The sequence below is a fragment of the Streptomyces sp. NPDC107454 genome (assembly GCF_055582885.1).
Genome location: NZ_JBVJPA010000019.1, coordinates 49,662 through 74,527, shown reverse-complemented (window position 1 = coordinate 74,527; position 24,866 = coordinate 49,662). Strand labels below are relative to the sequence as shown.

Here is a 24,866-nt window from a genome sequence, read left to right as displayed (position 1 = left end):
CAGGACTGGCAGGGGGACGGCGAGGGCGGCTTCGTCAAGGCTGACAGCGGGTCGGCGAGGGCGGCTTCGTCAGGAATGGAGCGGGTTGGCGAGGGTGACGTAGACGGACTGGGTGTCGACCGGGCCGACGAGTTCGTCGAGGCCGCGTAGCCGGGTCAGCAGGTTGGCCTTGCAGCGCAGGACGGGCGAGTCGAGTAGGTGGGCGGGCAGGGGCGTACGCAGTCGGGCCGGGCCGCAGGCCACGTCGGTGAGGAAGCGGCGGAAGGCGGCGAGCAGCAGTTGTTCGTCGGCGAGGTGCTGGGAGCCGAACGCGCCGATGAGGCCGAGCACGTTGTTGATCGCCAGGTAGTAGGCGAAGCGCTCGTCGGTGACCTCGTCGGAGACGAAGGTGTCGCTGTGTTCGCCGATGCCGGGCAGCCGGGCCTCCAGCTCGGCGCGCCGGGAGGCGCGGAAGTAGTAGCCCTGGTTGTCGCGGTAGCGGCCGCCCGTGGGCCAGCCCTCGGGGTCCAGCAGGAGCAGGGTGTTCTGCTGGTGTGCTTCCAGCGCGATCCCCGCCTCGCTGTCGAGCCAGAGCACGGGGCGTACGACGTGCTCCAGATAGCGCAGGAACCACTCGGCGGCGACGGCGCCACGGGGCCTGCTGGTGCGTCCGGCGAGGCGGGTGACGATCTCGGCGAGCCGGGATCGCATGACAGGCCGGTCCTCGGATCCGCTGCGTGCGCCGGGTCGGGCGTGGGGCCGGGGAGAGACGAGCCCCGCGACACAGCCGGCGTCATCGGTCGGCCCGAACGGGTTGTGGCGGATCATCACGTCGAGCCCGGCCAGCGGGGTGCCGTCCGGGGCGTTGACGGCGAGCCAGGCCGGGTCGCGGACGATGTCGAAGCCCGGGTGGGCCGACTGCCACTGCTTGGACAGGCCGCTGCGCAGCAGACGGTGAACCTCCACGCCGCGGTGGAGCTCCTTACGGAGGTTCTCACGGCGGGAGTTGGTGATGCGCAGGCCCAGCGACAGCTTGAGCATCGCGGGGGCGCCGGAGCGGTAGAGGGTGCGGACGGAGGAGGTCGGGTGCCAGGCGGAGCCGTGCGGGCCGAGGTCCCGGAGCAGTCCGGCGTCAAGCAGGGCCGCGGTCTCGGGCCGGTGCCGGACGTCGGCCAGCTGCCAGGGGTGCAGGGGCAGGGCAGCGTACCCGTCGGGCAGGGACAGCCCGGCTCCGGCCAGCCGCACGGTGAGCAGCTGTGCGGGGACGGGCCGGCCGCGCTCCGTCCACGCCGAGTCGGCCGCCAGGACCGCGGGGGCGACCGCCATCCAGTGCAGCGGGAAGGAGCCGCGCAACTCGGGTGAGTACAGCCGCGCTTCGGCCTCGGAGAGCCCTTCCCGGCTCTTCGGGGTGGGGTGCCACGGGTGCCCCAGCACCAGTGCCTGTTCGGCGGCGAGGAAGAAGTCGGGGATGTCTGCGGGCCGTTCCCTGCGGTCGTTGATGAACACGACGGTCCGCCGCACCGAGTCGGCGACCCGGCCGACCAGGTCGGCACCGTCCCCGGCGGGGCCGGTTGCGGAGACGGGCTTCGACGTCACCTCGGCCGTGCTCGTCGTCCCGTCGCCCGTCGCCGCCTGGCGCGCGAGCAGGGCCGCCACGGTGACGGCGTCGGCGGGCGGTGCCCCCTCGGGGGCGTCGGCGAGGTGCGGGAGGCCGAAGCGGTGCCAGCCGGTCGGGGACCAGTGGTGGACCGGCGTCAGGAGAGACGTGCCGCTGGCCGGGAGGGGGATGCGGAGGGTGCCGTCGGTGGGGGCGGGCAGGTTGTTCTCCCGTACCCAGCAGCGCAACAGGTTCTCGACCGCCGCCGCCTGGGCCGCGGTGTGGGCGGCGGGGTGCTCCAGCAGGTCGACGGTGGCGCCGCGCAGCCGCTCGGTCTCCCGGGCCCCTCCCATCTGCCGGGGGACCGCGTCGGCTCCCAGAGCCGGCGGGGTCTGCGTGCCACAGGCCGCTCGCTCGTGGGTGTCGGGGCGGCCGTCGGGTGCGGGGGTGGCGTTCAAGAGAGTTCCTCGGGGTCGTTCAGGCTCGTGCGGCGACGAGCCGGGGCGGTACTGGGGTGCTTGGGGCGTGGGGCGTTCCCGGTCGGTCCGGGTGGGCGGACGGTGGTCCGGGGCGAAGGGGGGTTCGAGTGAGGGGTCCGAGTGGGGTGGTCCGCGTGAGGTCTGCGTCCCGGCCGGGCGCGGGACCCGTCGAGGGGACCGCCGTACGGGCCGCCCGCGGCGGTGGCAGGTCCTATCCCGCGTGCTCACCGGAGGCGGAACCGCGACCGTGCCCGGCCGGCCCGTCCACTCCCGCGCGCGCCGCCGTCGCCACCGCCGCCACCGCGTCCGCCAGTCGATCGAGCACCGCGGTCGCCTGTTCGTCGCTGATCGTCAAGGGCGGGAGGAGTCGCACCACGCTGGCGCGGCGCCCGCCCAGCTCCACGATCAGACCGCGGCGCAGGCACTCGCTCTGCACGGCGGCGGCAAGTTCGGGGGCGGCGGGCCGGGGGCCGTCGGTGGTGATGTCCGGGGCCGCCTCGGGATCCACCAGCTCGACGCCGATCATCAGCCCGCGGCCCCGTACGTCACCGATGCAGGGGAACTCCGCGGCGAGTCCGCCGAGTTGAGTGAGCATGCGGGAGCCCAGGGTCGCCGCGCGCTCGGCCAGTCCGTTCTCGCGGACGTACGCGAGGGTCGCCGTGCCCGCGGCCATGGCCAGCTGGTTGCCGCGGAACGTGCCCGCGTGGGCGCCCGGCTGCCAGACGTCGAGGTCGTCGCGGTAGACGACGACGGCCAGCGGCAGACTGCCTCCGATGGCCTTGGACAGGACCATCACGTCCGGGGTGATCCCGCTGTGTTCCACGGCCCAGAAGGCTCCGGTGCGCCCGACGCCGGTCTGGACCTCGTCCGCGATCAGGGGAATGGAGCGCGCCGCGGTGATCTCGCGCATCCGGCGCATCCAGTCGTCGGGCGCGGGAATCACCCCGCCCTCGCCCTGGACGGGTTCGAGGATCATTCCGGCGGGGTGTGGCACGCCGGACTTGGTGTCGTCGAGCAGGGACTCTGTCCAGCGCGCGGCGAGTTCGGCACCCCGCTCACCGCCGATGCCGAACGGGCAGCGGTAGTCCTGGGGGTAGGGCAGGCGCGCGACCCGTACCTCGGTCGCGCCCCCGGATGCTTCGAGCGCCCCCGCGGTCATCCCGTGATAGGCACCGGTGAACGCGAGCATTCCGGTGCGTCCGGTCGCCGCGCGCACCAGTTTGAACGCGGCCTCGACGGCGTCCGTCCCGGCGGGTCCGCAGAACTGCACCCGCGCGCGGGCGGCGAACTCCGGGGGCAGCGTGCGGAACAGCTCGGTGGTGAAGGCGTCCTTGACGGGTGTGGCCAGGTCGAGGACGTGCAGGGGCGCCCCGGAGTCGAGGACTTTCCTGATCGCTTCCAGGACCACCGGGTGGTTGTGTCCCAGGGCCAGGGTGCCCGCGCCGGAGAGACAGTCGAGGTAACGCCGCCCGTCCGCGCCCTCGATGGTCAGCCCCCGCGCCCGCACGGGGACGATCGGCAGGGCGCGCGCGTAGGTGCGGGCCGCCGACTCGCGCGCCGACTGACGCCGCAGAATCCCCTCGTGCGCCGCGCGCGCCCCCTCGGACACTCCGGGTGCCCTCTCCCGCGACTCCTCGGGCTCGCGCCCCACCGGTACCACCGCAGACTCGGTCACGGCCACGACTTCAGGTCCTCCCGCTGTCCAGAGGCGAGTTGGCAGGGGACTCTGAGCGCAGGCGGCAGGTCCCCCGTACGTACCAACGACGCGGCCGGCGCGGGGAAGCGGGTGAGTCGAAGATCCTTGCCGTGACGGAACCGTTGCCGTTCCGTGGGATGTCCCCCACAGCGAGCGCATAGTGTGTGGTGCCGTTCAGAGACACCGAACGATGCACCTGTGTCCCGTACCGAGGGACTCCGGATCGGCGGATCCTGACAGGTTCTCTTACGTCCAGGGGGAGTTACACCATGCGATCCATACGCCCGCCCTTCGCCGCTCGTCGAGGGAGGAGCGCGCGCCGCGGAACCTCCCCCGTACTGGCCGCCGTCGGCCTGACGGCGGTACTGGCGCTGACCGCCACCGCCTGCGACTCGGGCGACAGCAACGCGAGCGGCCAGGCCGGCGCGTCGGCGTCCCAGAGCGGCGACGACAAGATCAAGATCCCGGACGACATCAAGAACAAGCTCAAAGAGCACGGGATCGACATCGACAAGTGGAAGAACGGCGCCTGGAAGAACTGGAACAAGGACGACTGGCTGCGCGAGGCCAACGACTTCGTCAACCCCATCATCAAGGGGCTGTGGGACCCGGACCGGATGCGCGGCGCCGACGACCCGGACAAGAACAAGGGCGTCGACGAGAACGACCTCTCCGGTGACCAGGGCGTCACCGACGCCACTCCGGCGCCCGTGGCGGCGAAGGCCGTGAGCGCCGCCTACCACGACAGCGTGCCCGAGGCGGGCAAGGTGTTCTTCGACTCCCCCGAGGGCACTATGGTGTGCTCGGCGACCGTGGTCGAGGACCCCGCGCACCCGGGCAAGTCGAACCTCGTGTGGACCGCGGGCCACTGTGTGCACGCCGGCAAGAAGGGCGGCTGGTACCGCAACATCGCCTTCGTGCCCTCCTACAACAACGCCGGCAGGACGTCCGCCCAGCTGCAGAACGCCGCGCGGACGGAGGTCGCTCCGTACGGTGTCTGGTGGAGCGACTGGGCGCAGACCTCGGACCAGTGGATCGCCCAGGGCGGCTCCACCGGCGGCCAGGGCGCGTCCTACGACTACGCGGTCCTGCATGTGACGCCGGAGAAGGGCAGCAACGGCAAATCCCTTGAGGAGACGGTCGGTTCGGCGCTCCCGGTGAACTTCGACGCTCCGGCCGTACCCAAGGTCGCGAGCATCACGGCGACCGGTTACCCGGCGGCGGCGCCGTTCGACGGGCAGAAGCTGTATCAGTGCACCGACAGGCCCGGCCGTCTGTCGATCGCCAAGGCGGACCCGACGATGTACCGCATCGGGTGCACCATGACCGGTGGTTCGTCCGGCGGCGGCTGGGTGGCGACCGGGTCGGACGGCAAGCCCGCCCTGGTGTCCAACACCTCGATCGGCCCGGTCAGCGCGGGCTGGCTGGCGGGTCCGCACCTGGGTGCGGTCGCCAAGGGTGTGTACGACTCGGTGAGCAAGAAGTTCGCGAGCCAGTGAGACAAGGCGCCCGTGGGGCAACGGGCCCGTGAGACGACGATGCGCAGGCCAGTGACCCGACGGGCCTGACAGGAATCTCACACGGACCGCACGGGCGGCGGTGGGGTGGCGCACAGAAACGTTCACCACTCCACCGCCGTTCGCCCCCAACTGCCCGGGCATAGTGAGGTGTCAGAACTTCAACGGGGCTTACACCAGCATGCGTTCCGTACGTGGGCGCGGCCAGCGCCGCGTTCTCATCGCCACCGGCCTCGTCGCAGAACGGCGACGACAAGATCAAGATCCCGGATGATGTACCGCATCGGCTGCACGATGACCGGCGGTTCCTCCGGCGGCGGCTGGTTCCGGGTCGTCGACGGCAAGACCGAGCTGGTCTCGAACACCTCGATCGGCCCGGCCGACAACACCTGGCTCGCGGGGCCGCAGCTCGGCAAGGGCGCGCAGGCGCTCTACGAGAACATGAGCAAGCGGTACGGCGGACAGTAGGCGCCGCTCACCCGGCCACGGCGAAGGCCCGCCCCCTGCGAGAGGGTGCGGGCCTTCGTACGTCGTCCCTGCGGAAGCGGGGGGTCTAGAGCGCGACGGGCGCCGGAACGTACGGCGCGAGGTCGGCCGCCAGCTCCTCGTGCACCCGCACCTTGAGCAGGGTGCCCTCCGGGGTGTGCTCCTCGGAGATCACCTCGCCCTCGGAGTGGGCGCGCGCGACCAGCCTGCCGTGCGTGTACGGCACGAGCGCCTCGATCTCGACCGAGGGGCGGGGCAGCTCGTTGTCGATGAGCGCGAGCAGCTGGGCGATGTTCATCCCGGTGCGGGCCGAGACCGCGATGGAACGCTTCTCGATCCGCATCAGCCGCTGGAGGACCAGCGGGTCGGCCGCGTCCGCCTTGTTGATCACCACGATCTCGGGCACGTCGGTCGCGCCGACGTCGCGGATGACCTCGCGCACGGCGGCCAGCTGCTCCTCCGGCGCCGGGTGCGAGCCGTCCACCACGTGCAGGATCAGGTCGGAGTCGCCGACCTCCTCCATCGTGGAGCGGAACGCCTCGACGAGGTGGTGCGGCAGGTGGCGTACGAACCCGACCGTGTCGGCCAGGGTGTACAGCCGCCCGCTCGGGGTCTCGGCCCGGCGCACGGTCGGGTCGAGGGTCGCGAACAGCGCGTTCTCGACGAGCACGCCCGCGCCCGTGAGGCGGTTGAGCAAGGAGGACTTGCCCGCGTTGGTGTAGCCGGCGATGGCGACCGAGGGCACCTTGTTCCTGCGGCGCTCCTGGCGCTTGATCTCGCGGCCGGTCTTCATGTCCGCGATCTCCCGGCGCATCTTCGCCATCTTCTCGCGGATACGACGCCGGTCCGTCTCGATCTTGGTCTCACCGGGACCACGGGTGGCGAGACCGCCGCCCTTGCCGCCGCCCATCTGACGGGACAGCGACTGACCCCAGCCGCGCAGCCTCGGCAGCATGTACTGCATCTGCGCGAGCGCGACCTGAGCCTTGCCCTCTCGGGACTTGGCGTGCTGGGCGAAGATGTCGAGGATCAGGGCCGTACGGTCGATGACCTTGACCTTGACGACGTCCTCGAGGTGGATCAGCTGGCCGGGGCTCAGCTCACCGTCGCAGATCACGGTGTCGGCGCCGGTCTCCAGGACGATGTCCCGCAGCTCGTTGGCCTTGCCGGATCCGATGTACGTGGCCGCGTCGGGCTTGTCCCGGCGCTGGACGACGCCGTCGAGCACGAGCGCGCCCGCGGTCTCCGCGAGGGCTGCCAGCTCGGCGAGCGAGTTGTCCGCGTCCTGAATGGTTCCCGTGGTCCACACACCGACGAGGACCACGCGCTCCAGACGGAGCTGTCGGTACTCGACCTCGGTGACGTCCTCGAGCTCGGTGGAGAGGCCCGCCACGCGGCGCAGGGCCGCGCGCTCGGAGCGATCGAACTGTTCGCCGTCCCGCTCTCCGTCGATCTCGTGGCTCCAGGCGACGTCCTCTTCCATCAGGGCATCGGCCCGAAGACCTTCGGGGTAGTTCTGCGCGAGGCTCTGCGCGTCCTGGGAAGGGGAAGAAGAGGAGGTCATTGGATCCTTACGTCGATGGGGACACCGATACGTCACTGGTGGTATCGATGGCGTCACTGGTGAAGCCTGTTCGGCGACGGACACCGCCCGTCACAAGGAAGAACGTCCGGGACCACCGGGAGATTCCCGGATTCCGCCGGGCCAACCCTTCGCGGGGCCGCGCCGCCGACCCGATGATGGTCGCACGGCACGTCCCGTCTCGTCATCCGAGTTCTCAGGCGCCCTTGCGTGCCTTCGGGGCGTCACTCTTCCAGTCCGGGTGCCCGGGCATCGGCGGCGTCTTCGTGCCGTAGAGCCAGGCTCGGAAGAACCCGCTCAGGTCGCGGTTCGCGAGGTCGGAGGCGAGCCGCTCGAAGTCGGCGGTCGTGGCCGTGCCGTCCCGGTGAAGGGCGACCCAGGTGCGCTCCAGGCGCTCGAAGGTCGCATGTCCGATCTCCTGGCGCAGCGCGTACAGGGCGAGCGCGGCCCCGTCGTAGACGCTCGGCCGGAAGATGCTGATCTTCTGCCCCGGGGCGGGCTCCTTGGGCGCCGCGGGCGGCCCTCCGGCGGCCCGCCAGGAGTCGGAGGCGCGGTAGGCCGCCTTCATACGGGTCTCCATGGGCTTGTCCGCCTTCTCCTCGGCGTACAGGGCCTCGTACCAGGTCGCGTGGCCCTCGTTGAGCCACAGGTCGGACCAGACGCGGGGGCTGACGCTGTCGCCGAACCACTGGTGCGACAGCTCGTGCACCATGATCGACTCGACGTACCACTTGGGCAGCGCGGGCTCCGTGAAGATCTCTTTCTCGAAGAGAGAGAGTGTCTGTGTCTCCAGTTCGAAGCCGGTCTGTGCCTGGGCCATCAGCAGCCCGTAGGTCTCGAAGGGGTACGGGCCGACCTTGCTCTCCATCCAGGCGATCTGGTCGGGCGTCTTCTTGAGCCACGGTTCGAGCAGCTCGCGGTCCTTGGTGGGCACGACGTCACGGACCGGCAGGCCGTGCGGACCCTCCCGGTGCAGCACGCTGGAGCGGCCGATGGACACCTGGGTGAGTTCCGTCGCCATGGGGTGCGCGGTGCGGTACGTCCACGTGGTGGACTTGCCGGTCCGGTCGACCCCGGCGGGCAGGCCGTTGGCCACGGCGGTGTACCCGTCGGGCGCGGTGACGTGGATGGTGAACATCGCCTTGTCCGAGGGGTGGTCGTTGCACGGGAAGACCATGTGCCCGGCGTCGGCCTGGTTGGCCATGGCAAGGCCGTCCTTCGTCCGCACCCAGCCGCCGTCCCCGTTCCCGGTGGTGACCGGATCGCTCGAGTGCCGCACGGTGATCCGCATCCAGCCGCCCGCGGGCACCGGCTGCCCGGGCGTCACCACCAGGTCCTCCCCGGCGCTCGTGAACGTCGCCGGCGCGCCGTTGACCTCGACCGATTCCACCGTGCCGTGCGTGTAGTCCAGATTGACGCGCTCGAGCCGCTCGGACGTCACGGCGTCGATCGTGGTGACGGCCGCCAGCGGTTTGTCGTTGGCGCCGGGGTAGGTGAAGGAGAGGTCGTACGACTTGACGTCGTACCCGGGATTGCCCAGGTGCGGGAAGAGCCGGTCACCGATGCCGAGAGGCGTGGCCGGGGACGGGGCGCTCGCGGCGACGAGACAGACCGAGACGGCGGAGGCGAGGAACGCCCCCTGGATACGGCGGTTCCTGGTGCGAGGGGTGAGCAGCATGGACCACGGCTACCAGCGCGCACCGGCCCCGCGGCGACGACTCGCGCCGGGCCCACTCGATCGGGTGCTACTGCGTGGCAGCCGCCGCGTGCTGCGCCCGGCTCACGTCGTACACGCCCGGCACGTTGCGCATCGCGCGCATCAGCCCGGGAAGGCGGGCCGCGTCCGGGAGTTGCAGCGTGTACGTGTGGCGTACCCGCTGCTGGCTGGGGGGTTCGACGGTCGCCGAGACGATCGCGACGCCCTCCAGGGCGATGGCTTCGGTGAGGTCGGCGAGCAGATGCGGGCGTCCGAAGGACTCGGCGACCAGGGTGACCCGGCACTCGGTGGTGTCGCCCCAGCGCACTTCCACCTCCGCGCGCCCCGAGCTCTTCATGCGCGCCACTCCTGCGCACTCCACGCGGTGGACCGTCACCACTCCTCCGCGTACGGCGAAGCCGGTCACCTCGTCGGGCGGTACGGGCGTACAGCAGCCCGCGAGGCGTACGGAGGCGCCGGGCTGGTCGACGACGGCGTTCGCGGCGGCGGGACGGGCGGCGGGGCGGGCTGCGGACCCGTCCGTGGGGCGGGCCGCGGGTGTCTCGACGGACGGTCTGCCGGCCGCGGCCGGGGTCTCGCTGGTTTCCGGGGCTTCCCGGGCCGCCGGGTCCTCCGTGGTGACGGGTGAGGGGTGTGCGGCCAGCCAGCGCTGGATGGCGATCCGCGCGGCGGGCGTGTGCGCGTGCTCCAGCCACTCCCTGGAGGGCTCCGAGGCGGGGTCCTGGCCCATGAGGAGCTGCACGGTGTCGCCGTCCTTCAGGACCGTACTGAGCGTCGCCAGGCGGCCGTTGACGCGGGCGCCGATGCAGGCGTGCGCGTCCTCGCCGTACTGCGCGTAGGCGGCGTCCACGCAACTGGCGCCCTCCGGAAGACCCAACGAGCCGCCGTCGGCGCGGAAGACGGTGATCTCGCGGTCCTGGGCGAGGTCTTCGCGCAGCGTGGACCAGAACGTGTCCGGGTCGGGGGCGCCCTCCTGCCAGTCGAGGAGCCGGGAGAGCCAGCCGGGGCGGGTGGGGTCCACCCGCTCGCCGTCCACCGGGCGTCCGCCGACGCCCGGCCGGCCCTCGGACTGCTCGTCCGACTGCTCCTCCGAAGGAGGAGCGTAGGGATTGCCGAGCGCGATGACCCCGGCCTCGGCGACCTTGTGCATCTGGTGGGTGCGGATGAGGACTTCGGCGATCTCGCCGTCGCCGCTCGCGACGGCCGTGTGCAGCGACTGGTACAGGTTGAACTTGGGGACCGCGATGAAGTCCTTGAACTCCGAGACGACCGGGGTGAGACAGGTGTGCAGTTCACCGAGGACCCCGTAGCAGTCCGCGTCCTCGTTCACGAGCACCAGGAGACGTCCGAAGTCGGCGCCGCGCATGGGCCCGCGTTTGCGTGACACGCGATGCACGGAGACGAAGTGCCGTGGCCTGATGAGGACTTCGGCCGGGATCCCGGCCTCGCGCAGGACCGTGCGCACCTCCTCGGCGATCTCGGCGAGCGGGTCGCTCGCGCGCGAAGCGTTGTCGACGATCAGTTCCCTGGTGTGCTCGTACTCCTCGGGATGCAGGATCGCGAAGACGAGGTCCTCCAGCTCGGTCTTGAGCGCCTGGACGCCGAGCCGTTCGGCGAGCGGGATCAGCACGTCCCTGGTGACCTTGGCGATGCGCGCCTGTTTCTCGGGGCGCATGACGCCGAGTGTGCGCATGTTGTGCAGCCGGTCGGCGAGTTTGATCGACATCACGCGGACGTCGTTGCCGGTGGCGACGAGCATCTTGCGGAACGTCTCGGGCTCGGCGGCCGCCCCGTAGTCCACCTTTTCTAGCTTGGTGACGCCGTCGACGAGATAGCAGACCTCGTCGCCGAACTCCTCACGCACCTGATCCAGCGTCACTTCCGTGTCCTCGACGGTGTCGTGGAGCAGGGAGGCGGTCAACGTCGTGGTCTCCGCGCCGAGTTCGGCGAGGATCAGGGTTACCGCGAGCGGGTGGGTGATGTACGGCTCACCGCTCTTGCGCATCTGGCCGCGGTGCGAGGACTCCGCCAGTACGTAAGCCCGGCGCAGCGGTTCCATGTTCGCGTCCGGGTGGTGCGCGCGATGCGCCTCGGCCACGTGACCGATCGCGTCGGGCAGCCGGTCGCGGGACGTCGTGCCGAGCAGCGCGGCGCGGCCGAGGCGGCGCAGATCGATCCGAGGACGGCTCTTCCTGCGGTGCGACGGGGGTACCCCCTGCTCATGGGGGTCCCCCCGCTCGAGCGAAGTCGAGAGCTCGGGGGAGGGCGTTGCAGGGGCTGGCGTCGCGGGGTTCGTCGCCTCCGCACTCATGGGCACCTCCGGCTGCGTAGACCGGCGGACGGGGTGCCCCATGGCGTACACGGCTCAGGGGTTGGTCCCGATTCCCCCGTCCGGGCCGGTGCTTGATGCTACCGAGCCCACCACGCCCGGCTGACCGCCTCTCGCCGAGCGTGAAACGGATCACCCATTCGAGCGAAGGTTCAGGGGGTTTACGGACGCGAGGTTTTGGAAGGAACGAGGGTTACGGCATCGCCCGGGACGTCCGTTCAGAACTGCACGGTGTCCAGCCACTCCGCGTCGAACTCGCCTTCGGCGACGATCACCGCGGGGCCGGTCATCTCGATCTCGCCGTCCGGGCGCTCGGTGATCACCAGGCGGCCGCCGGGCACGTCGACGGTGTACGTCGACGGAGTTCCCGTCACGGCCGGGTCGGCTCCGTCACGGCGGGCCGCCGCGACGGCCACGGCGCACGCGCCCGTACCGCACGACCGGGTCTCCCCGGAGCCACGCTCGTGGACGCGCAGGGCGACGTGCCGCGGCCCCCGGTCGACCACGAATTCGACGTTCACCCCGTCCGGGTAGGCCGCGGCCGGAGCGAACGGCGGCGGCGTGAACAGGTTGCCGGCGTGCGCGAGGTCGTCCACGAAGGCGACGGCGTGCGGGTTGCCCATATTGACGTTGCGCGCGGGCCAGCTGCGCTCGCCGACACTCACGGTGACGTCCCCTTCGGGGAGAGCCGCCTTGCCCATGCCGACGGTGACGGCGCCGTCCTTGGCGAGGTGCACGCGCTTCACGCCCCCGCGCGTGGCGACCGCGATGTCTCCCTCGGCCACGTGTCCGGCACGCTGGAGGTAGCGCGCGAACACCCGCACTCCGTTGCCGCACATCTCCGCGACCGAGCCGTCGCCGTTGCGGTAGTCCATGAACCACTCCGCCTCGGCCGCCATGTCCTTGGCCTCGGGGTGCGAGGCGGACCGAACGACATGCAGCAGACCGTCGCCGCCGATGCCCGCGCGGCGGTCGCACAGGGCGGCCACGGCGGTCGGGGGCAGGTCGATGGCGTTCTCCGGGTCCGGGACGATCACGAAGTCGTTCTCGGTCCCGTGCCCCTTGAGGAAGGCGATCCGCGTGCTCATTCCTCGATCCTACGGGGTCGCTCCGACACCACGGTCGCGGCAGGGGACCAGGTGAAGGCGGACCTCAGCGGAGGCGGGCGACGCGCCAGACGGCGAGTACCGCCACCGCCACGACCACCACGACGTACGCGAGCACGACGCGCCAGTCCAGACGGCGGCCGGTGCCCCTCGGCGGCAGGCCCGGCCAGACGTAGCCGACCCGGCGGGCGGCCATCATGCCCCAGCCCGCGGCGCACGAGCAGATCAGCAGGCCGAGCATGGCGACCACCGCACCGCCGTCACCGAACTCGAAGGCGAGCGGGAAGGCGAACATCAGGGAGCCCGTCGCGGCCAGCATCACGATCGGCGCGAGCTGCCAGATCCGCAGTCGCCGCTGCGGGCGCAGCTCGACCTCGACCTCGGCCGGCACCATCTCGTCCGGTGCCGGACCGTCGGCGCTCACACCGCCGGAAGGCTCGTCGGGCCCGTCGGAGCTCAGCGGAGCACCGCCGCCACCGAGCCGCTCACCGTCGCCGCCCAGCAGGTCCCCGTCGGGGCCCGGTCGGTCTCCGACGAAATCCTGACGTTCCAGCGGTTCCAGCGGTTCCAGCCGTTCCTGCGGTTTCTGCTGCTCCTGCGCGGTGTCGTGCTCCGCGTCCTGTGCGGTGTCGCGAGGGCCGGCCTCCATCGCCACGCGCCCTCCCAACTCGGACTCCACTTGGTCGATCGAAGCTCGATGATGGCACGGCGCCGAAGGCCCGGACGGCGGCCGGAGCGTCCCGATGCCATGACGTGATCAGGCTGTGACCGGTCGTTCGACCAACGCCAGGGCGAGCTGCGGGAGTTCTGTGAGATCCGCCGCAGCGCCGCTCAGCCAGTGCACCCGGGGATCGCGCCGGAACCAGGAGTCCTGACGTCGCGCGAAGCGTTTGGTGGCGCGTACGGTCTCGGCGCGCGCCTCGGCGTCGGTGCACTCCCCGGCGAGCGCCGCGAGCACCTGCTGATACCCGAGCGCACGCGAGGCCGTACGCCCCTCACGCAGTCCGCGCGCCTCCAGCGCACGCACCTCGTCGACGAGCCCCGCCTCCCACATGCGGTCGACGCGGCGCGCGATGCGGTCGTCGAGCTCGGGGCGCGTGACGTCGACGCCGATCTGCAGGGTGTCGTAGACGGAGTCGTGGCCGGGGAGGTTGGCGGTGAAAGGCTTTCCGGTGATCTCGATGACCTCGAGGGCGCGGACGATACGGCGGCCGTTGCTGGGCAGGATCGCGTGCGCGGCCTCCGGATCGGCGATGGCCAGACGCGCGTGAAGCGCTCCGGAGCCACGCAGCGTGAGCTCCTCCTCCAGCCGGGCCCGCACCTCGGGGTCGGTGCCGGGGAACTCCAGATGGTCGACGGCCCCACGGACGTACAGCCCGGAGCCGCCCACCAGGATCGGCCAGCGGCCGTCGGCGAGCAGCGAGTCGATGCGGGCGCGGGCGAGCCGCTGGTACTCGGCGACGCTGGCCGTGACGGTCACGTCCCAGATGTCCAGGAGGTGGTGCGGGATCCCGCCGCGCTCCTGCGGCGTCAGTTTGGCGGTACCGATGTCCATCCCTCGGTACAACTGCATGGAGTCGGAGTTGACGACCTCGCCGCCGAGCCGTTGGGCGAGGTACACGCCCAGATCGGACTTTCCTGCGGCGGTCGGTCCTACGACGGCGATGACACGGGGGGTGGAGGGTGCGCTACTCACCGCCCCAGTCTCGCAAACCTTGAGGCCTCTTCTCGAACGAGCTACGTGACGCCACGAGCCCGGGGTCGTTGCCTGTTGCGAGGTTCCAGCCGCCGGTTTTCGAGAGCCGGTGACCCGTGCGACGCAATGGGACGCACCGGGTGACGCGGAATTTCGCCCTCACGAGTAACGTATGGAGTGGATATGGGCGTTTTTGCACGACTTCTTGGAAGGTCGAAGGCTACGGAGGAGGCGTCAACCGCCGCGGTGCAGGCCGACACGCAAACGGCCGATCCCGAGGCGGAGGTGACGGAGGAGGCGAAGGGTTCATCCGAGAAGTCCGAAGGCTCCGAGAGCCCGGGAGGCTCCGAGAGTCAAGGCGCGGTCGCGGCGACCGAGCCCGCGGAGACCACCGCCAAGGATGACGTCGAGATCCCCCAGCAGCAGACCGCCGAAAAGGCCGCGGACAACGAGGCCGGCGAAAGCGCCCGCACGTAACTGTCCCGCGAGGGAAGGTGGACCATGAGTCTCCTGGACAATTTGAAAGCCAAACTGGCACCCGCCAAGGACAAGGTCTCGGACCTCGCGCAACAGCACGGGGACAAGGTCACGCACGGTCTCGACAAGGCCGCGAAGGTGGTCGACGAAAAGACCAAGGGCAAGTACAGCGACAAGATCCAGACGGGCACCGGCAAGGCCAAGGGCGCCATGGACCGACTCGCGCACAAGGAAACCGACGGCGCCACGCCGCCGCCGGACGTGCCCCCACCGCCTCCGACGCCCTGACGGGCACATATCGATACATATCAGCACACATCGGCGGACGGCCGCGGAGCACACCGGGCTCCCGGCCGTCCGCCGTGTCCGGGCCGCCCTGTCCGGGCCGCCGTGTCCGCACCGCGATGTCCGGGCCACCGTGTCCAGCCGGCCGTATCGAGGCTCGGCTCTGTCGGCCGACGGCCTTCTCGGTCGGAGCCCCAGGGTCGCTTGGACCCCCAGGACCGCTACGACCCCCCAGGACCTCGAGGCCACCTAGGACCAGGCCGCCACCATGTACCCCACCCCGTACGGCGCGTCCTCGTACAGCAGGGCACCGCCCAGGTCCGCACCCTCGGCCGCGCCCGCGAGGACCTGCCAGGGGGCCCGCCCGGAGACCTTCAGTTCGTACGCCAGCTCGGCGTCCAGCGCCTTCAGGGCCGCCACATCAGCCGTACCCAGCGCCCGGGCGACCTCCGCGTCGAAGCCCGCCGCGCGTTCGTCGAGATAGCCGGGTGCCTTGAGCGTCCGGCACGCGCTGGCGTCACCCATCACCAGCAGGGCCACCCGGTCGGCGCGCGCGACGATCCCCGCCCCCGCCTGGACGCAGCGCTCGGCCTCGAGAGGTTCTCCCACCCCAAGGCCTTCGACGGGGGCGTCGGACCAGCCTGTGCGCTCCAGCAGCCAGGCGGCGACGGCGAGCGAGGGCGGAAGCGGACGCTCCGGCGCCCCGGCAAGCGACGTCCCTCCCCCGAGACGTACGTCGAGGTCCACACCGAACCCGCGGAACGAGCCCGGCGTCCCCTGCGGGTACGGCCCGCGCCCGCTCTGCTCGGCGGGCCCGACGACCACCAGCAGGTCGGGGCGCGAGGCGGCCAGTACCCCCAGAGCGTCCGTGCAGGCCGCGCGCGCGGCGGCCAGTTCCGGCGCCGCACCGGCGGCGACCTCGGGGACGAGCAGCGGCGGACAGGGGCAGACTGCGGCGGCTACAAGCATGATCGGCAGCGTAACCCCGCGCGGCCGGTCCGGGAGCCTCCCGTCCCGGGGTCAGTCGCAGCCGTCCCGGGGTCAGTCGCAGCCGCACCCGCTGCCGGTGGCGACCGGCAGCGGCTCCGGAGCACCGATCTTCGGCAGCCCCAGCATCACACCGGCGGGCTTCGGCGCCTCGGCCGCGTTGCGCTTCTCCCAGGCGTCCCCCGCGCGCGTGCGGCGCACGTCCAGGACGGCGCCCTCGGCGAGCAGGTGGTGCGGGGCGGCGTAGGTGACCTCGACGGTGACCACGTCACCGGGGCGTACGACCTGGTCGGGCTTGGTGAAGTGGACCAGGCGGTTGTCGGGCGCACGGCCGGAGAGGCGGTGGGTGGCGCCGTCCTTGCGGCCCTCGCCCTCGGCGACCATCAGCTCCAGGGTGCGGCCGACCTGCTTCTTGTTCTCGTCCCAGGAAATCTGCTCCTGGAGGGCGACGAGACGCTCGTAGCGCGCCTGGACGACCTCCTTGGGGATCTGGTTCTCCATGGTGGCGGCCGGGGTGCCGGGGCGCTTGGAGTACTGGAACGTGAACGCCGCCGAGAAGCGGGCCTCCCTCGCCACATGCATGGTCTGCTCGAAGTCCTCCTCGGTCTCGCCGGGGAAGCCCACGATGATGTCGGTGGTGATGGCGGCGTGCGGAATGGCGGCGCGCACCTTCTCGATGATCCCGAGGTAGCGGTCCTGCCGGTAGGACCGGCGCATCGCCTTCAGGACCGGGTCCGAACCGGACTGCAGCGGCATGTGCAGCTGCGGCATCACGTTCGGAGTCTCGGCCATGGCGGCGATGACGTCGTCGGTGAAGTCACGGGGGTGCGGGGAGGTGAACCGGACCCGCTCCAGGCCCTCGATCTGCCCGCAGGCCCGCAGCAGCTTGCTGAACGCCTCGCGGTCGCCCATGTCGCTGCCGTACGCGTTGACGTTCTGCCCGAGCAGTGTGATCTCGGAGACGCCCTCGCCGACCAGTGCCTCGATCTCGGCGAGGATGTCGCCGGTCCTGCGATCCTTCTCCTTGCCACGCAGCGCCGGGACGATGCAGAAGGTGCAGGTGTTGTTGCAGCCCACGGAGATGGAGACCCAGGCCGCGTACGCGCTCTCGCGGCGGGTCGGCAGCGTGGACGGGAACGCCTCCAGCGACTCGGCGATCTCGACCTGCGCCTCTTCCTGCACGCGGGCGCGCTCGAGGAGGACCGGCAGCTTGCCGATGTTGTGCGTACCGAAGACGACGTCCACCCAGGGCGCCTTCTTCACGATGGTGTCGCGGTCCTTCTGGGCCAGGCAGCCGCCGACGGCGATCTGCATCCCGGGGCGCTTCGTCTTCATCGGCGCGAGGCGGCCGAGGTTGCCGTACAGCCTGTTGTCGGCGTTCTCCCGGACGGCGCAGGTGTTGAAGACGACGACGTCCGCGTCACCGTCGGACCCTTCGGGCGCGCGCACGTAACCGGCGCCTTCGAGGAGCCCGGAGAGCCGTTCGGAGTCGTGGACGTTCATCTGGCACCCGTAGGTGCGCACCTCATAGGTTTTGGGTTCCTGAACGTCCACTGCCTGACTCCGGTCGCTGCTGCTGGTCATGCCTCCAAGGGTAGGCGGTTTCGGGAGAGCCCCCGTCCGAGGGCTTCGAGGAGCGGGCCGGGCCCGGCCACGAGGTCGGCGGCCGTCCCCACGGGGACGAGGGGGCCCGTGATGCAATGGGGCACCACAGAACGGATCTCGGGGTGGAGTGGGGCGTGTTGAGCGACGGTGGGGCCGATGTGGAGAGTTTCCAGCCTCTGGAGGACGGCGATCCTCGGGTTGTCGGCGGCTACCGGCTGGTGGCCCGGCTCGGGTCCGGGGGCATGGGACGGGTCTATCTCTCGCACACGCCGGGCGGGCGGGCCGTCGCGGTCAAGGTGATCCGGCCGGAGCTGGCCGAGAACGCCGAGTTCCGGAAGCGGTTCCAGGCCGAGGTGGCCGCCGCGAGCCGGGTGCACGGGCTGTACACGGCTCCGGTCGTCGACAGCGACACCGGGGGGTCGATGCCGTGGTGCGCGACCGCCTATGTGCCGGGGCCTTCCCTCGCCGACGCGGTACGCGATCACGGGCCGCTGCCCCTCGACACCGTGTTGCGGCTGATCGCCGGTGTCGCGGAGGCACTGCAGGCGGTGCACCGCGAGGGCATCGTGCACCGGGACCTCAAGCCGTCGAACGTGCTGCTCGCCGCCGACGGCCCGCGGGTCATCGACTTCGGTGTCGCGCGGGCCGCGGACGCCACGTCGGTGACGATGAGCGGCACGGCCCTGGGAACCGTCGCCTACATGGCGCCGGAGCAGGTGCTCGGCGGGGATGCCATGCCGTCGGCCGACGTGTTCGCGCTGGGGCAGACCGCGGTGTTCGCGGCGACGGGCCGCGCCGCCTTCGGGGACGGGGATCCGCACGCGGTGCTCTACCGGGTGGTGCACGAGGAGCCCGATCTCAGCCGCGTGCCGGTGGAGATACGGGAGCTGGTGGCACGGTGTCTGCGCAAGCCCGCCGCCGAGCGGCCTTCCGTCGAGGAGGTCATACGCTCCGTCCAGACGATCCAGGCGGATCTCGGTGCCGAAGCGCGGTCCGCGTCCGGGGCGTGGCTGTCGGGTGAGCTGGCGGCGGGTATCGCGGCTCGCGCCGAAGGCGCCGATCGGGCCCGGGCGGAGGAGGTTGCGGACGCCCACGCTTCGGGGGCTTCGGGGACCTCCGGGGGCGCGGGGCCTTCGGGGGCTTTCGGACCCGCTGGATCCGGCGGTTTCGGTCCCGGCGGTCCCGGCGGTCCCGGCGCTTTCGGGCCTCCGATGGCCTACTCCCCCACCGCGCCGTCCCACGCCGCGCTGCCCGGACCCTTCGTGATGGGGCCAGGGGCCGCGCCGGGTCCCTACGCTCCGCATCCCTGGCAGCAGCCGCAGGAGCCGGACGCCGCACAGACCTCCTCGGTGGGCACGGGCGGCAAGGGCCGCAAGGCCCGGGGCTGGGTACTGGCGGCAGCCGCGGTCGTACTCGTCGCCGGCGGGGCGGCCACCGCGCTGCTGCTCGTCCCGGGGGACGGCGACAAGAACGACAACCGGGCACAGGACGTGGCCGCGTCGCAGTCGGCGACGCCCGCCGAGGCTTCGCCGTCGGCGTCCGGCTCCCCGTCACCCCGGGCCTCGAAGAAGCCCAAGACGGCCAAGTCCGCTCTGCCGCCGAGCCCTTCGGGGCCCCCGACGCCCACGCGGACCGTTACCTCAGCTCCCCCGACCGTCGCGTCCAGCAAGCCCGCGGCCCCCACGGTCCCCGTTCCGGTGGCGTACGCCGGGATCCGGATGACCGCGAGCCACGACCTGTATCTCGCGGACACTCCGGTGCGGTCCAAGGCGGACACCGGGACCTCTGACGAGGATCTGACGTACGCCGTCTACTCCTCGGGGGCGGTCCTCGCCCCCGGCACCGACTCCGGCAGCTCCCTCGCCCTGCTGCCCGTGGGACGGCAGGGAAGCCTGGACGCGTGCAAGGCGGCGACCGGCTACAAGAGCTACATCTGGGTCAAGGACCTCACCGCCGGCCAGCAGATGTGCGTGGTCAGCGGGACGGGGCACGTGGGGCTCGTGACATATCGGGGTTCGTCCGGGACGACGTACGCCACCTTGGACGTGAAGGTCTGGCGCAACGCGGCCTAGGAACAGGCCCCTTCATCCCTGATGGGCCTCTCCCCTCACGGGGCGGGGATGCCCGCGCCCGGTCGTCGCACCATGAAGACGTCGATCGGGTCCTGAACCTCCACGGTGAACCCGTGGCGCTCGTACAGTCGCCGGGCGGCGCTGCCCTGTAGGACATTCAGACGAACGGGCAGGCCGTCGGCGTCGGTGCGGTCCAGCAAGGTACGCAGGACCGCCGAACCGAGTCCCCGGCCCTGCAAGTCCGGGACGAGATAGAAGTGCTCCAGCCACAGCCCGTCCTCGGCCGGCCTCAGCGTGACGCAGCCCGCGAAGTCGCCGTCGGCGATGACGACCGACGTGTGCCCCGGGGAGAAGGACTCCCGCAGCCGCCGGCGGACCCTACGCTCGTCGAACCGGCCCAACCGCTCAAGGTCCGGGCGCATCACCGTCGCCCGCAGCTCGGCGATCACCTCGACATCCGCCTGCTCCGCGGAGCGCAGCTCCCATTCCATTGACCGCCCCGGACTGATCCGGTCCGCCCCCGCACTCGTCTCCATGGTGGGAGTCTCTCAGTGGCCTGCCGAGACCTTGAATCCCCATCCCGAGGAGGCCGGAGTGACCGAAATGCCCGAAGTACGCGAAGTTCCCGAAGTGACGGGCGACGGTGACGCGTCCCGGTGGTCGCGTGCCGAAGCCTTCCTACGTGCGCGGGGCACCGCCGAGATGCCGCATCCGGGCGGCACACTGCTGGAGCATCTCGGCCGTGTCCGGCGGATCCTGGCCGACTGGGGCGGTGACCCCGTGGTCCAGGCGGCGGGGCTGTGCCATGCCGCGTACGGGACCGACGGCTTCGACCCGCACCTGCTGCCGGTCGCCGAGCGGGCGACCCTGGCGGAGCTGATCGGCGACCGGGCCGAGGCGCTGGTGTACCTCTACGCGAGCTGCGACCGCGGCGCCGTCCTTCCCCAGATCGGGGGCGATCGGCCCGTGGTGTTCCGTGATCGCTTCACCGGCCGCGAGCACATCCCCGCGGAGGACGACCTGCGAGCGTTCTTGGAGATCACCGCCGCCAACGAGCTCGATGTCCTGGCCCACAACGCCGAGCTGGCCGAACGGTACGGCCCGTCCCTGTACCGGCTGTTCACCGGAGCGGGCGACCTGCTGTCCGCCCCGGCCCGGGACGCCTGCACCCGCCGGCTCGGCCCGCACGCCGCGCTCCCGGATCACTGATCACTCAGCACTCAGCACTCAGCACTCAGCACGCATCACTGATCACACGGTTCGACGGACTCGTACCGCGCACGGCCGTGGGCGGAGCCCGAACACTTCAGGTCAGCGAACACTTTTACCCGTCACTGATGGCATGACCCGGTCAAATCTGCCAGGCTTCCCGCAGCCGTCGCCCCGACCACGGGGAGACGCAACGGAAATCTCACCCCAGCGATCGCGCAAGCGATGCGCGCAGCCCCCGGCTGCCCCCGGCGCACCCAGGCCGTCAGGGCGGCCACCGAGCAGGCCGGAATCCCGGCCGCCTCAAAGGAGTTTCGTGTGAGACCGACCCCCCACAAGGCCCTCGCCGCGAGCGCACTGGGCATCGCCGCGTTGGCCGCCGCCCTGCTCCCTGTCACCCCGGCGGCAGCCGCGCCGCCCACGGCACCACTGGCCGCCGACTGCACTCCGGCCCAGGTGGTCACCAACGGTGGTTTCGAGAGCGGGACTTCGCCCTGGACCCAGTCGTCGTCGACCGTGATCACCAGCCGTTCCGGTCAGAGCGCCCATGGCGGCACCAGCTTCGCCTGGCTGAACGGTGTCGGCAGTACCCATACCGACACCCTCTCGCAGAGCGTCACGATCCCGTCCGGGTGCAGCAGCGCCACGCTCACCTTCTGGCTGCACATCGACACCGCCGAGACGACCTCGTCGACCGCGTACGACAAGCTGACGGCGAAGATCGGCAGTACGACACTGGCGACGTACTCGAACCTCAACAAGGCCACCGGCTACGTACAGAAGTCGTTCGACGTGTCGGCGTTCGCGGGCCAGACCGTGAGCCTCGCCTTCACCGGGACCGAGGACTCCAGCCTCCAGACCAGCTTCGTCCTCGATGACATCGCCCTCGACACCTCCGGCGGCACGACCCCGCCGGCGGACTCCACACGCACGCCGGCCGCCCCCTCGTACACCGTCAGCCTGAGCAGCGACACGAGCGGCACGGTCTGGACGGGCCACGAGAGCGCGACGTTCACCAACGCCTCCTCCACCCCGCTCAGCGAGGTGTACCTGAGGCTGTGGGACAACTACCACGGCACCTGCTCCGCGATGCCGATCGCGGTCAGCAACGTCACCGGAGGCACCGCGGGTGCGCTGTCGGTCGGTTGCACGGCCCTTCAGATCGCCCTCCCGACCCCGTTGGCGCAGGGCCAGTCGACCACGATCGGCTTCGACCTGGGGATCACCGTCCCCAGCGGCGCCGACCGCTTCGGCCACGACGGCGCGTTCAGCATGATCGGCAACGCGCTGCCGGTTCTCGCCATCAAGGACGGCTCGGGCTGGCACCTGGACCCGTACACCAACAACGGTGAGTCGTTCTACTCCCTGGCCGCCGACTTCAAGGTGACCCTCGACCACCCGACCACCCTGCTGGTCCCGGCCACGGGCACCTCGGTGGACACCCCCGGATCCAGTGGACGCACGGTCACCACGGCCACCGCCTCCAAGGTCCGTGACTTCGCTTGGGCGGCGGGCCCGTTCACCAAGATCTCGGGTACGTCGACGGCGGGCACCCCGATCAACATCTACTCGGTCTCGGGGATCAGTTCGTCCAGCGCACAGTCCATGCTCACCACCGCGAAGACCGCGGTGGACACCCACGCGGGACGCTTCGGCGCCTATCCGTACGGCGAGTTGGACGCCGTCATCGACAACAACTTCTGGTTCGGCGGCATGGAGTACCCGGGGTTCGTCCTCGACCTGGTCTCCACGACGGCGCTCACCCATGAGATCGGGCACCAGTGGTTCTACGGGATCGTCGGCGACGACGAGTACAACAGCCCGTGGCTGGACGAGGCGTTCACCGACTACGCCACCGACCTGGCGCTGGGCAGTACCGGCACGAACTGCTGGAACAGCGTCTCCTGGGCCTCGACGGCGGAGAAGATCACCAACTCGATGGCCTACTGGGACGCCCACTCCTCCCGGTACTCCACCGTCGTCTATGGCTACGGCAAGTGCGCCCTGCACGATCTGCGGCGCGTCCTGGGTGACACCGTCATGGCGAAGTTGCTGAAGGACTACGCCACTTCGCACTGGTACGGCGTCTCGACCACGGCCGAGTTCAAGGCGGCCGCCCAGGCCGCCACGACCACGGACCTGACCTCGTTCTGGACCCAGCACCGCATCGACGGCTGATTCGGCGCCGGTTCGCCGCGGTCGACCCCTTGGAATGTCATCCGCGGCGAACCGACGACCGGGCGTGAGTGATCAGGGGCGTGACATCGACTCACGGATCGGCGTCGTGACCTCGGCCCACGGACCGGCGTCACTGCATCGACCCACGTCTACTGGCCGAGGCCCTCGCCGTACACGACCGACCACGGGCGGGTCGGTCCGTCCAGCGGGCGGGCCCCGTCCGCACTCCCCGGTGCCGCGGGGCGCGCAGCCGGGTGGACGGCCCGCCAGAGGGCGCCAGGAGGTGCACCGGGAGTCCCCGGCGAGCCGGATCGTCGTCCCGGACTACCTCACGGTGTACGGCGCGGATATGCGCCCTCTCTCCTGACCTCCGCGGACTCATCGGCCGCCATGGACGCTGGGTAAGAAGTTCGTAACCCTCCGCAAGGGCCTCCGATCAGGCGTTTTTGTCCGATAGTGAGGGTTTTTTGATGCTTTTCACACAGGGATCGAACCCTCGTCCGGTCGCAGGCTCGGCCTCGACGTGGATAACCTCAAAAGCGAACATTTCGCCCATATGGGCGGGATCCGTTTGTGGGGGGATCCGTCACGTCAGGAGTCACACGTGAATTCCACACTCCGCAGCCGCTGCGCCAAGGCGATCGGCGCCGGCGCGCTCTCCGTCACTCTGCTGTCGGCCGGGACGGCGGGTGCCTTCGCCGCGTCCTCGAGCGCGGCCTCACCGAGGCCCAAGCCGATCATGACCAGCAGCCCCATGCCGACCATGACCGGAACCGCCAAGCCCACCAGGACCGGCACGCCGATGGCCAACGGTTCGATCACCGCCAGGGCGAGCAAGGCCCAGGTGAAGGTCGGCCAGGCGGTGACGTTCACCGGACGCGCCAAGGGAGTGAAGGTCGGCACCAAGGTGGTGCTGATGCGCATGCACAACGGTAAGTGGACCGCGGTGAAGTCCAGCACCGTGCTCAAGAACGGCAGCAGCTACTCCCTGGTCACCAAGTTCAACAACAAGGGCAAGGAGCAGCTTCGGGTCATGGCGGGCAAGGTCGTCTCGCCTACCGTCGTCGTGACGGTGAAGTGATCCGGCGGCACCGCCAAGAGAGGGCCGACCCGTGCACGGGTCGGCCCTCTCCCTTTCCCGCCAGGGGCGAGCCTCTCCCTTTCCGGCCCGGGTCACGGCTCGATGAGCCCGGCCCGGATCGCGTACCGGGTGAGTTCGAGACGGTCGCGCAGGCCGAGCTTCTGCAGCAGGTTCGCCCGGTGGCTCTCCACGGTCTTGGCGCTGATGTAGAGCAGTTCGGCGATCTCCTTCGTGGTGTGGCCCTCGGCGACCAGCTTGAGCACCTCCTCCTCGCGGTCGGTGACGGTCCGCACGGGCAGCGCCTCGCCGCGCCGCATCCGCTCCAGATAGGTGCGTACGAGCGCGGTCTCGGCGCCGGGATAGATGAACGGCTCGTCGCGCATCGCCGCCCGGCACGCCTCGACCAGATCGCGGTCGGCGACCGACTTCAGTACGTAACCGCAGGCCCCCGCCTTGAGCGCCTCGAAGAAGTACTGCTCGTTGTCGTACATCGTCAGGATGAGGATGCGCAGGTCGGGAAGGCGGCGGGAGAGTTCGCGGGCCGCCTGGAGTCCGGTCATCCGGGGCATCGAGATGTCGAGGACGGCGAGGTCCACGTCCGTGTCGCGGGCCCGCGCGACCGCTTCGGCACCGTCCCCGGCCTCGGCCACGACGGTCAGGTCCGGTTCGCCGTCCAGGATGAGCCGTACGCCACGGCGCACGAGTGTGTGGTCGTCGGCGAGCAGAACCCGGGTGGGCCGGCCCCCGCCGGGCTGCCGGTCGGGCACGGACGACATGGACGACACGGA

Annotated in this window: 19 protein-coding genes and 1 pseudogene; 8 read left to right on the top strand and 12 right to left on the bottom strand. The window is 70.9% G+C overall.

Annotated elements, in window-relative coordinates; genetic code table 11:
* Positions 1-69 precede the first annotated feature (69 nt).
* Positions 70-2,034, bottom strand: a complete 1,965-nt coding sequence (locus ACZ69M_RS39840) for an IucA/IucC family protein (protein WP_470057798.1) — start codon at positions 2,032-2,034, stop codon at positions 70-72.
* A gap of 232 nt (positions 2,035-2,266) precedes the next feature.
* On the bottom strand, positions 2,267-3,736 hold the full coding sequence (locus tag ACZ69M_RS39835) for a diaminobutyrate--2-oxoglutarate transaminase family protein (protein WP_470057796.1): 1,470 nt from the start codon (positions 3,734-3,736) through the stop codon (positions 2,267-2,269).
* A gap of 284 nt (positions 3,737-4,020) precedes the next feature.
* On the opposite strand from ACZ69M_RS39835, the gene ACZ69M_RS39830 reads away from it, so the two are divergent.
* Positions 4,021-5,250, top strand: coding sequence for a trypsin-like serine peptidase (locus ACZ69M_RS39830; RefSeq protein WP_470057795.1), 1,230 nt, complete (start codon positions 4,021-4,023; stop codon positions 5,248-5,250).
* Between the two features lie 291 nt (positions 5,251-5,541).
* Positions 5,542-5,736 (top strand): annotated as a pseudogene (locus tag ACZ69M_RS39825) (hypothetical protein); the annotation flags it as partial.
* Between the two features lie 85 nt (positions 5,737-5,821).
* On the opposite strand, the gene hflX reads toward ACZ69M_RS39825, so the two are convergent.
* From hflX to miaA, 6 genes are all read right to left on the bottom strand, one after another.
* Positions 5,822-7,318 carry a GTPase HflX gene (hflX, locus tag ACZ69M_RS39820; RefSeq protein ID WP_470057793.1) on the bottom strand — a complete coding sequence of 499 codons (1,497 nt, stop codon included), beginning with the start codon at positions 7,316-7,318 and terminating at the stop codon, positions 5,822-5,824.
* A gap of 214 nt (positions 7,319-7,532) precedes the next feature.
* Positions 7,533-9,014 carry a M1 family metallopeptidase gene (locus ACZ69M_RS39815; RefSeq protein WP_470057791.1) on the bottom strand — a complete coding sequence of 494 codons (1,482 nt, stop codon included), beginning with the start codon at positions 9,012-9,014 and terminating at the stop codon, positions 7,533-7,535.
* Between the two features lie 67 nt (positions 9,015-9,081).
* Positions 9,082-11,364, bottom strand: coding sequence for a RelA/SpoT family protein (locus ACZ69M_RS39810; protein ID WP_470057789.1), 2,283 nt, complete (start codon positions 11,362-11,364; stop codon positions 9,082-9,084).
* Between the two features lie 236 nt (positions 11,365-11,600).
* Entirely contained in the window at positions 11,601-12,470 is an 870-nt protein-coding gene (gene dapF / locus ACZ69M_RS39805; RefSeq protein WP_470057788.1) for a diaminopimelate epimerase, read from the bottom strand.
* Positions 12,471-12,534: 64 nt separating this feature from the next.
* Positions 12,535-13,137: a hypothetical protein gene (locus ACZ69M_RS39800; protein ID WP_470057932.1), complete on the bottom strand. Its 603-nt coding sequence runs from the start codon at positions 13,135-13,137 to the stop codon at positions 12,535-12,537.
* A gap of 108 nt (positions 13,138-13,245) precedes the next feature.
* Positions 13,246-14,184 carry a tRNA (adenosine(37)-N6)-dimethylallyltransferase MiaA gene (gene miaA / locus ACZ69M_RS39795; RefSeq protein ID WP_470057786.1) on the bottom strand — a complete coding sequence of 313 codons (939 nt, stop codon included), beginning with the start codon at positions 14,182-14,184 and terminating at the stop codon, positions 13,246-13,248.
* A gap of 183 nt (positions 14,185-14,367) precedes the next feature.
* Between miaA and ACZ69M_RS39790 the strand changes: the two genes are divergently transcribed.
* Entirely contained in the window at positions 14,368-14,661 is a 294-nt protein-coding gene (locus ACZ69M_RS39790; RefSeq protein WP_470057784.1) for a hypothetical protein, read from the top strand.
* A 24-nt stretch (positions 14,662-14,685) separates the two neighbouring features.
* A complete protein-coding gene (locus tag ACZ69M_RS39785) occupies positions 14,686-14,949 on the top strand; it encodes an antitoxin (protein ID WP_054229864.1) in 264 nt (87 codons plus the stop codon).
* Between the two features lie 246 nt (positions 14,950-15,195).
* Here the strand turns inward: ACZ69M_RS39785 and ACZ69M_RS39780 are convergent, their stop codons facing one another.
* Positions 15,196-15,915: a class III extradiol dioxygenase subunit B-like domain-containing protein gene (locus ACZ69M_RS39780; protein WP_470057782.1), complete on the bottom strand. Its 720-nt coding sequence runs from the start codon at positions 15,913-15,915 to the stop codon at positions 15,196-15,198.
* Between the two features lie 72 nt (positions 15,916-15,987).
* Positions 15,988-17,517, bottom strand: a complete 1,530-nt coding sequence (gene miaB / locus ACZ69M_RS39775; protein ID WP_470057780.1) for a tRNA (N6-isopentenyl adenosine(37)-C2)-methylthiotransferase MiaB — start codon at positions 17,515-17,517, stop codon at positions 15,988-15,990.
* Positions 17,518-17,672: 155 nt separating this feature from the next.
* Between miaB and ACZ69M_RS39770 the strand changes: the two genes are divergently transcribed.
* Positions 17,673-19,610 carry a serine/threonine-protein kinase gene (locus tag ACZ69M_RS39770; RefSeq protein WP_470057778.1) on the top strand — a complete coding sequence of 646 codons (1,938 nt, stop codon included), beginning with the start codon at positions 17,673-17,675 and terminating at the stop codon, positions 19,608-19,610.
* 35 nt (positions 19,611-19,645) lie between these two features.
* Here the strand turns inward: ACZ69M_RS39770 and ACZ69M_RS39765 are convergent, their stop codons facing one another.
* Positions 19,646-20,146, bottom strand: coding sequence for a GNAT family N-acetyltransferase (locus ACZ69M_RS39765; RefSeq protein ID WP_470057776.1), 501 nt, complete (start codon positions 20,144-20,146; stop codon positions 19,646-19,648).
* Positions 20,147-20,213: 67 nt separating this feature from the next.
* On the opposite strand from ACZ69M_RS39765, the gene ACZ69M_RS39760 reads away from it, so the two are divergent.
* The 3 genes from ACZ69M_RS39760 (at position 20,214) to ACZ69M_RS39750 (ending at position 24,078) form a co-directional block, all read left to right on the top strand.
* On the top strand, positions 20,214-20,819 hold the full coding sequence (locus ACZ69M_RS39760) for a DUF6817 domain-containing protein (protein ID WP_470057930.1): 606 nt from the start codon (positions 20,214-20,216) through the stop codon (positions 20,817-20,819).
* Positions 20,820-21,137: 318 nt separating this feature from the next.
* Positions 21,138-22,997 carry a M1 family metallopeptidase gene (locus tag ACZ69M_RS39755; RefSeq protein ID WP_470057774.1) on the top strand — a complete coding sequence of 620 codons (1,860 nt, stop codon included), beginning with the start codon at positions 21,138-21,140 and terminating at the stop codon, positions 22,995-22,997.
* A 604-nt stretch (positions 22,998-23,601) separates the two neighbouring features.
* The gene (locus ACZ69M_RS39750) at positions 23,602-24,078 is read left to right on the top strand and encodes a hypothetical protein (protein WP_470057772.1); all 477 of its coding nucleotides are present in this window, start codon (positions 23,602-23,604) and stop codon (positions 24,076-24,078) included.
* Positions 24,079-24,170: 92 nt separating this feature from the next.
* On the opposite strand, the gene ACZ69M_RS39745 is transcribed toward ACZ69M_RS39750, so the two are convergent.
* Positions 24,171-24,854, bottom strand: coding sequence for a response regulator (locus ACZ69M_RS39745; protein ID WP_470057928.1), 684 nt, complete (start codon positions 24,852-24,854; stop codon positions 24,171-24,173).
* Positions 24,855-24,866 lie beyond the last annotated feature (12 nt).

What these genes read in the sequence shown, in the direction of transcription:
- ACZ69M_RS39830 (WP_470057795.1), top strand. Translation starts at nt 4,021, where the DNA reads ATGCGATCCATACGCCCGCCCTTCGCCGCTCGTCGAGGGAGGAGCGCG.
- hflX (WP_470057793.1), bottom strand. Translation starts at nt 7,318, where the DNA reads ATGACCTCCTCTTCTTCCCCTTCCCAGGACGCGCAGAGCCTCGCGCAG.
- ACZ69M_RS39815 (WP_470057791.1), bottom strand. Translation starts at nt 9,014, where the DNA reads ATGCTGCTCACCCCTCGCACCAGGAACCGCCGTATCCAGGGGGCGTTC.
- ACZ69M_RS39810 (WP_470057789.1), bottom strand. Translation starts at nt 11,364, where the DNA reads ATGAGTGCGGAGGCGACGAACCCCGCGACGCCAGCCCCTGCAACGCCC.
- dapF (WP_470057788.1), bottom strand. Translation starts at nt 12,470, where the DNA reads ATGAGCACGCGGATCGCCTTCCTCAAGGGGCACGGGACCGAGAACGAC.
- ACZ69M_RS39800 (WP_470057932.1), bottom strand. Translation starts at nt 13,137, where the DNA reads ATGGAGGCCGGCCCTCGCGACACCGCACAGGACGCGGAGCACGACACC.
- ACZ69M_RS39790 (WP_470057784.1), top strand. Translation starts at nt 14,368, where the DNA reads ATGGGCGTTTTTGCACGACTTCTTGGAAGGTCGAAGGCTACGGAGGAG.
- ACZ69M_RS39785 (WP_054229864.1), top strand. Translation starts at nt 14,686, where the DNA reads ATGAGTCTCCTGGACAATTTGAAAGCCAAACTGGCACCCGCCAAGGAC.
- ACZ69M_RS39780 (WP_470057782.1), bottom strand. Translation starts at nt 15,915, where the DNA reads ATGCTTGTAGCCGCCGCAGTCTGCCCCTGTCCGCCGCTGCTCGTCCCC.
- miaB (WP_470057780.1), bottom strand. Translation starts at nt 17,517, where the DNA reads ATGACCAGCAGCAGCGACCGGAGTCAGGCAGTGGACGTTCAGGAACCC.
- ACZ69M_RS39765 (WP_470057776.1), bottom strand. Translation starts at nt 20,146, where the DNA reads ATGGAGACGAGTGCGGGGGCGGACCGGATCAGTCCGGGGCGGTCAATG.
- ACZ69M_RS39760 (WP_470057930.1), top strand. Translation starts at nt 20,214, where the DNA reads ATGCCCGAAGTACGCGAAGTTCCCGAAGTGACGGGCGACGGTGACGCG.
- ACZ69M_RS39745 (WP_470057928.1), bottom strand. Translation starts at nt 24,854, where the DNA reads ATGTCGTCCGTGCCCGACCGGCAGCCCGGCGGGGGCCGGCCCACCCGG.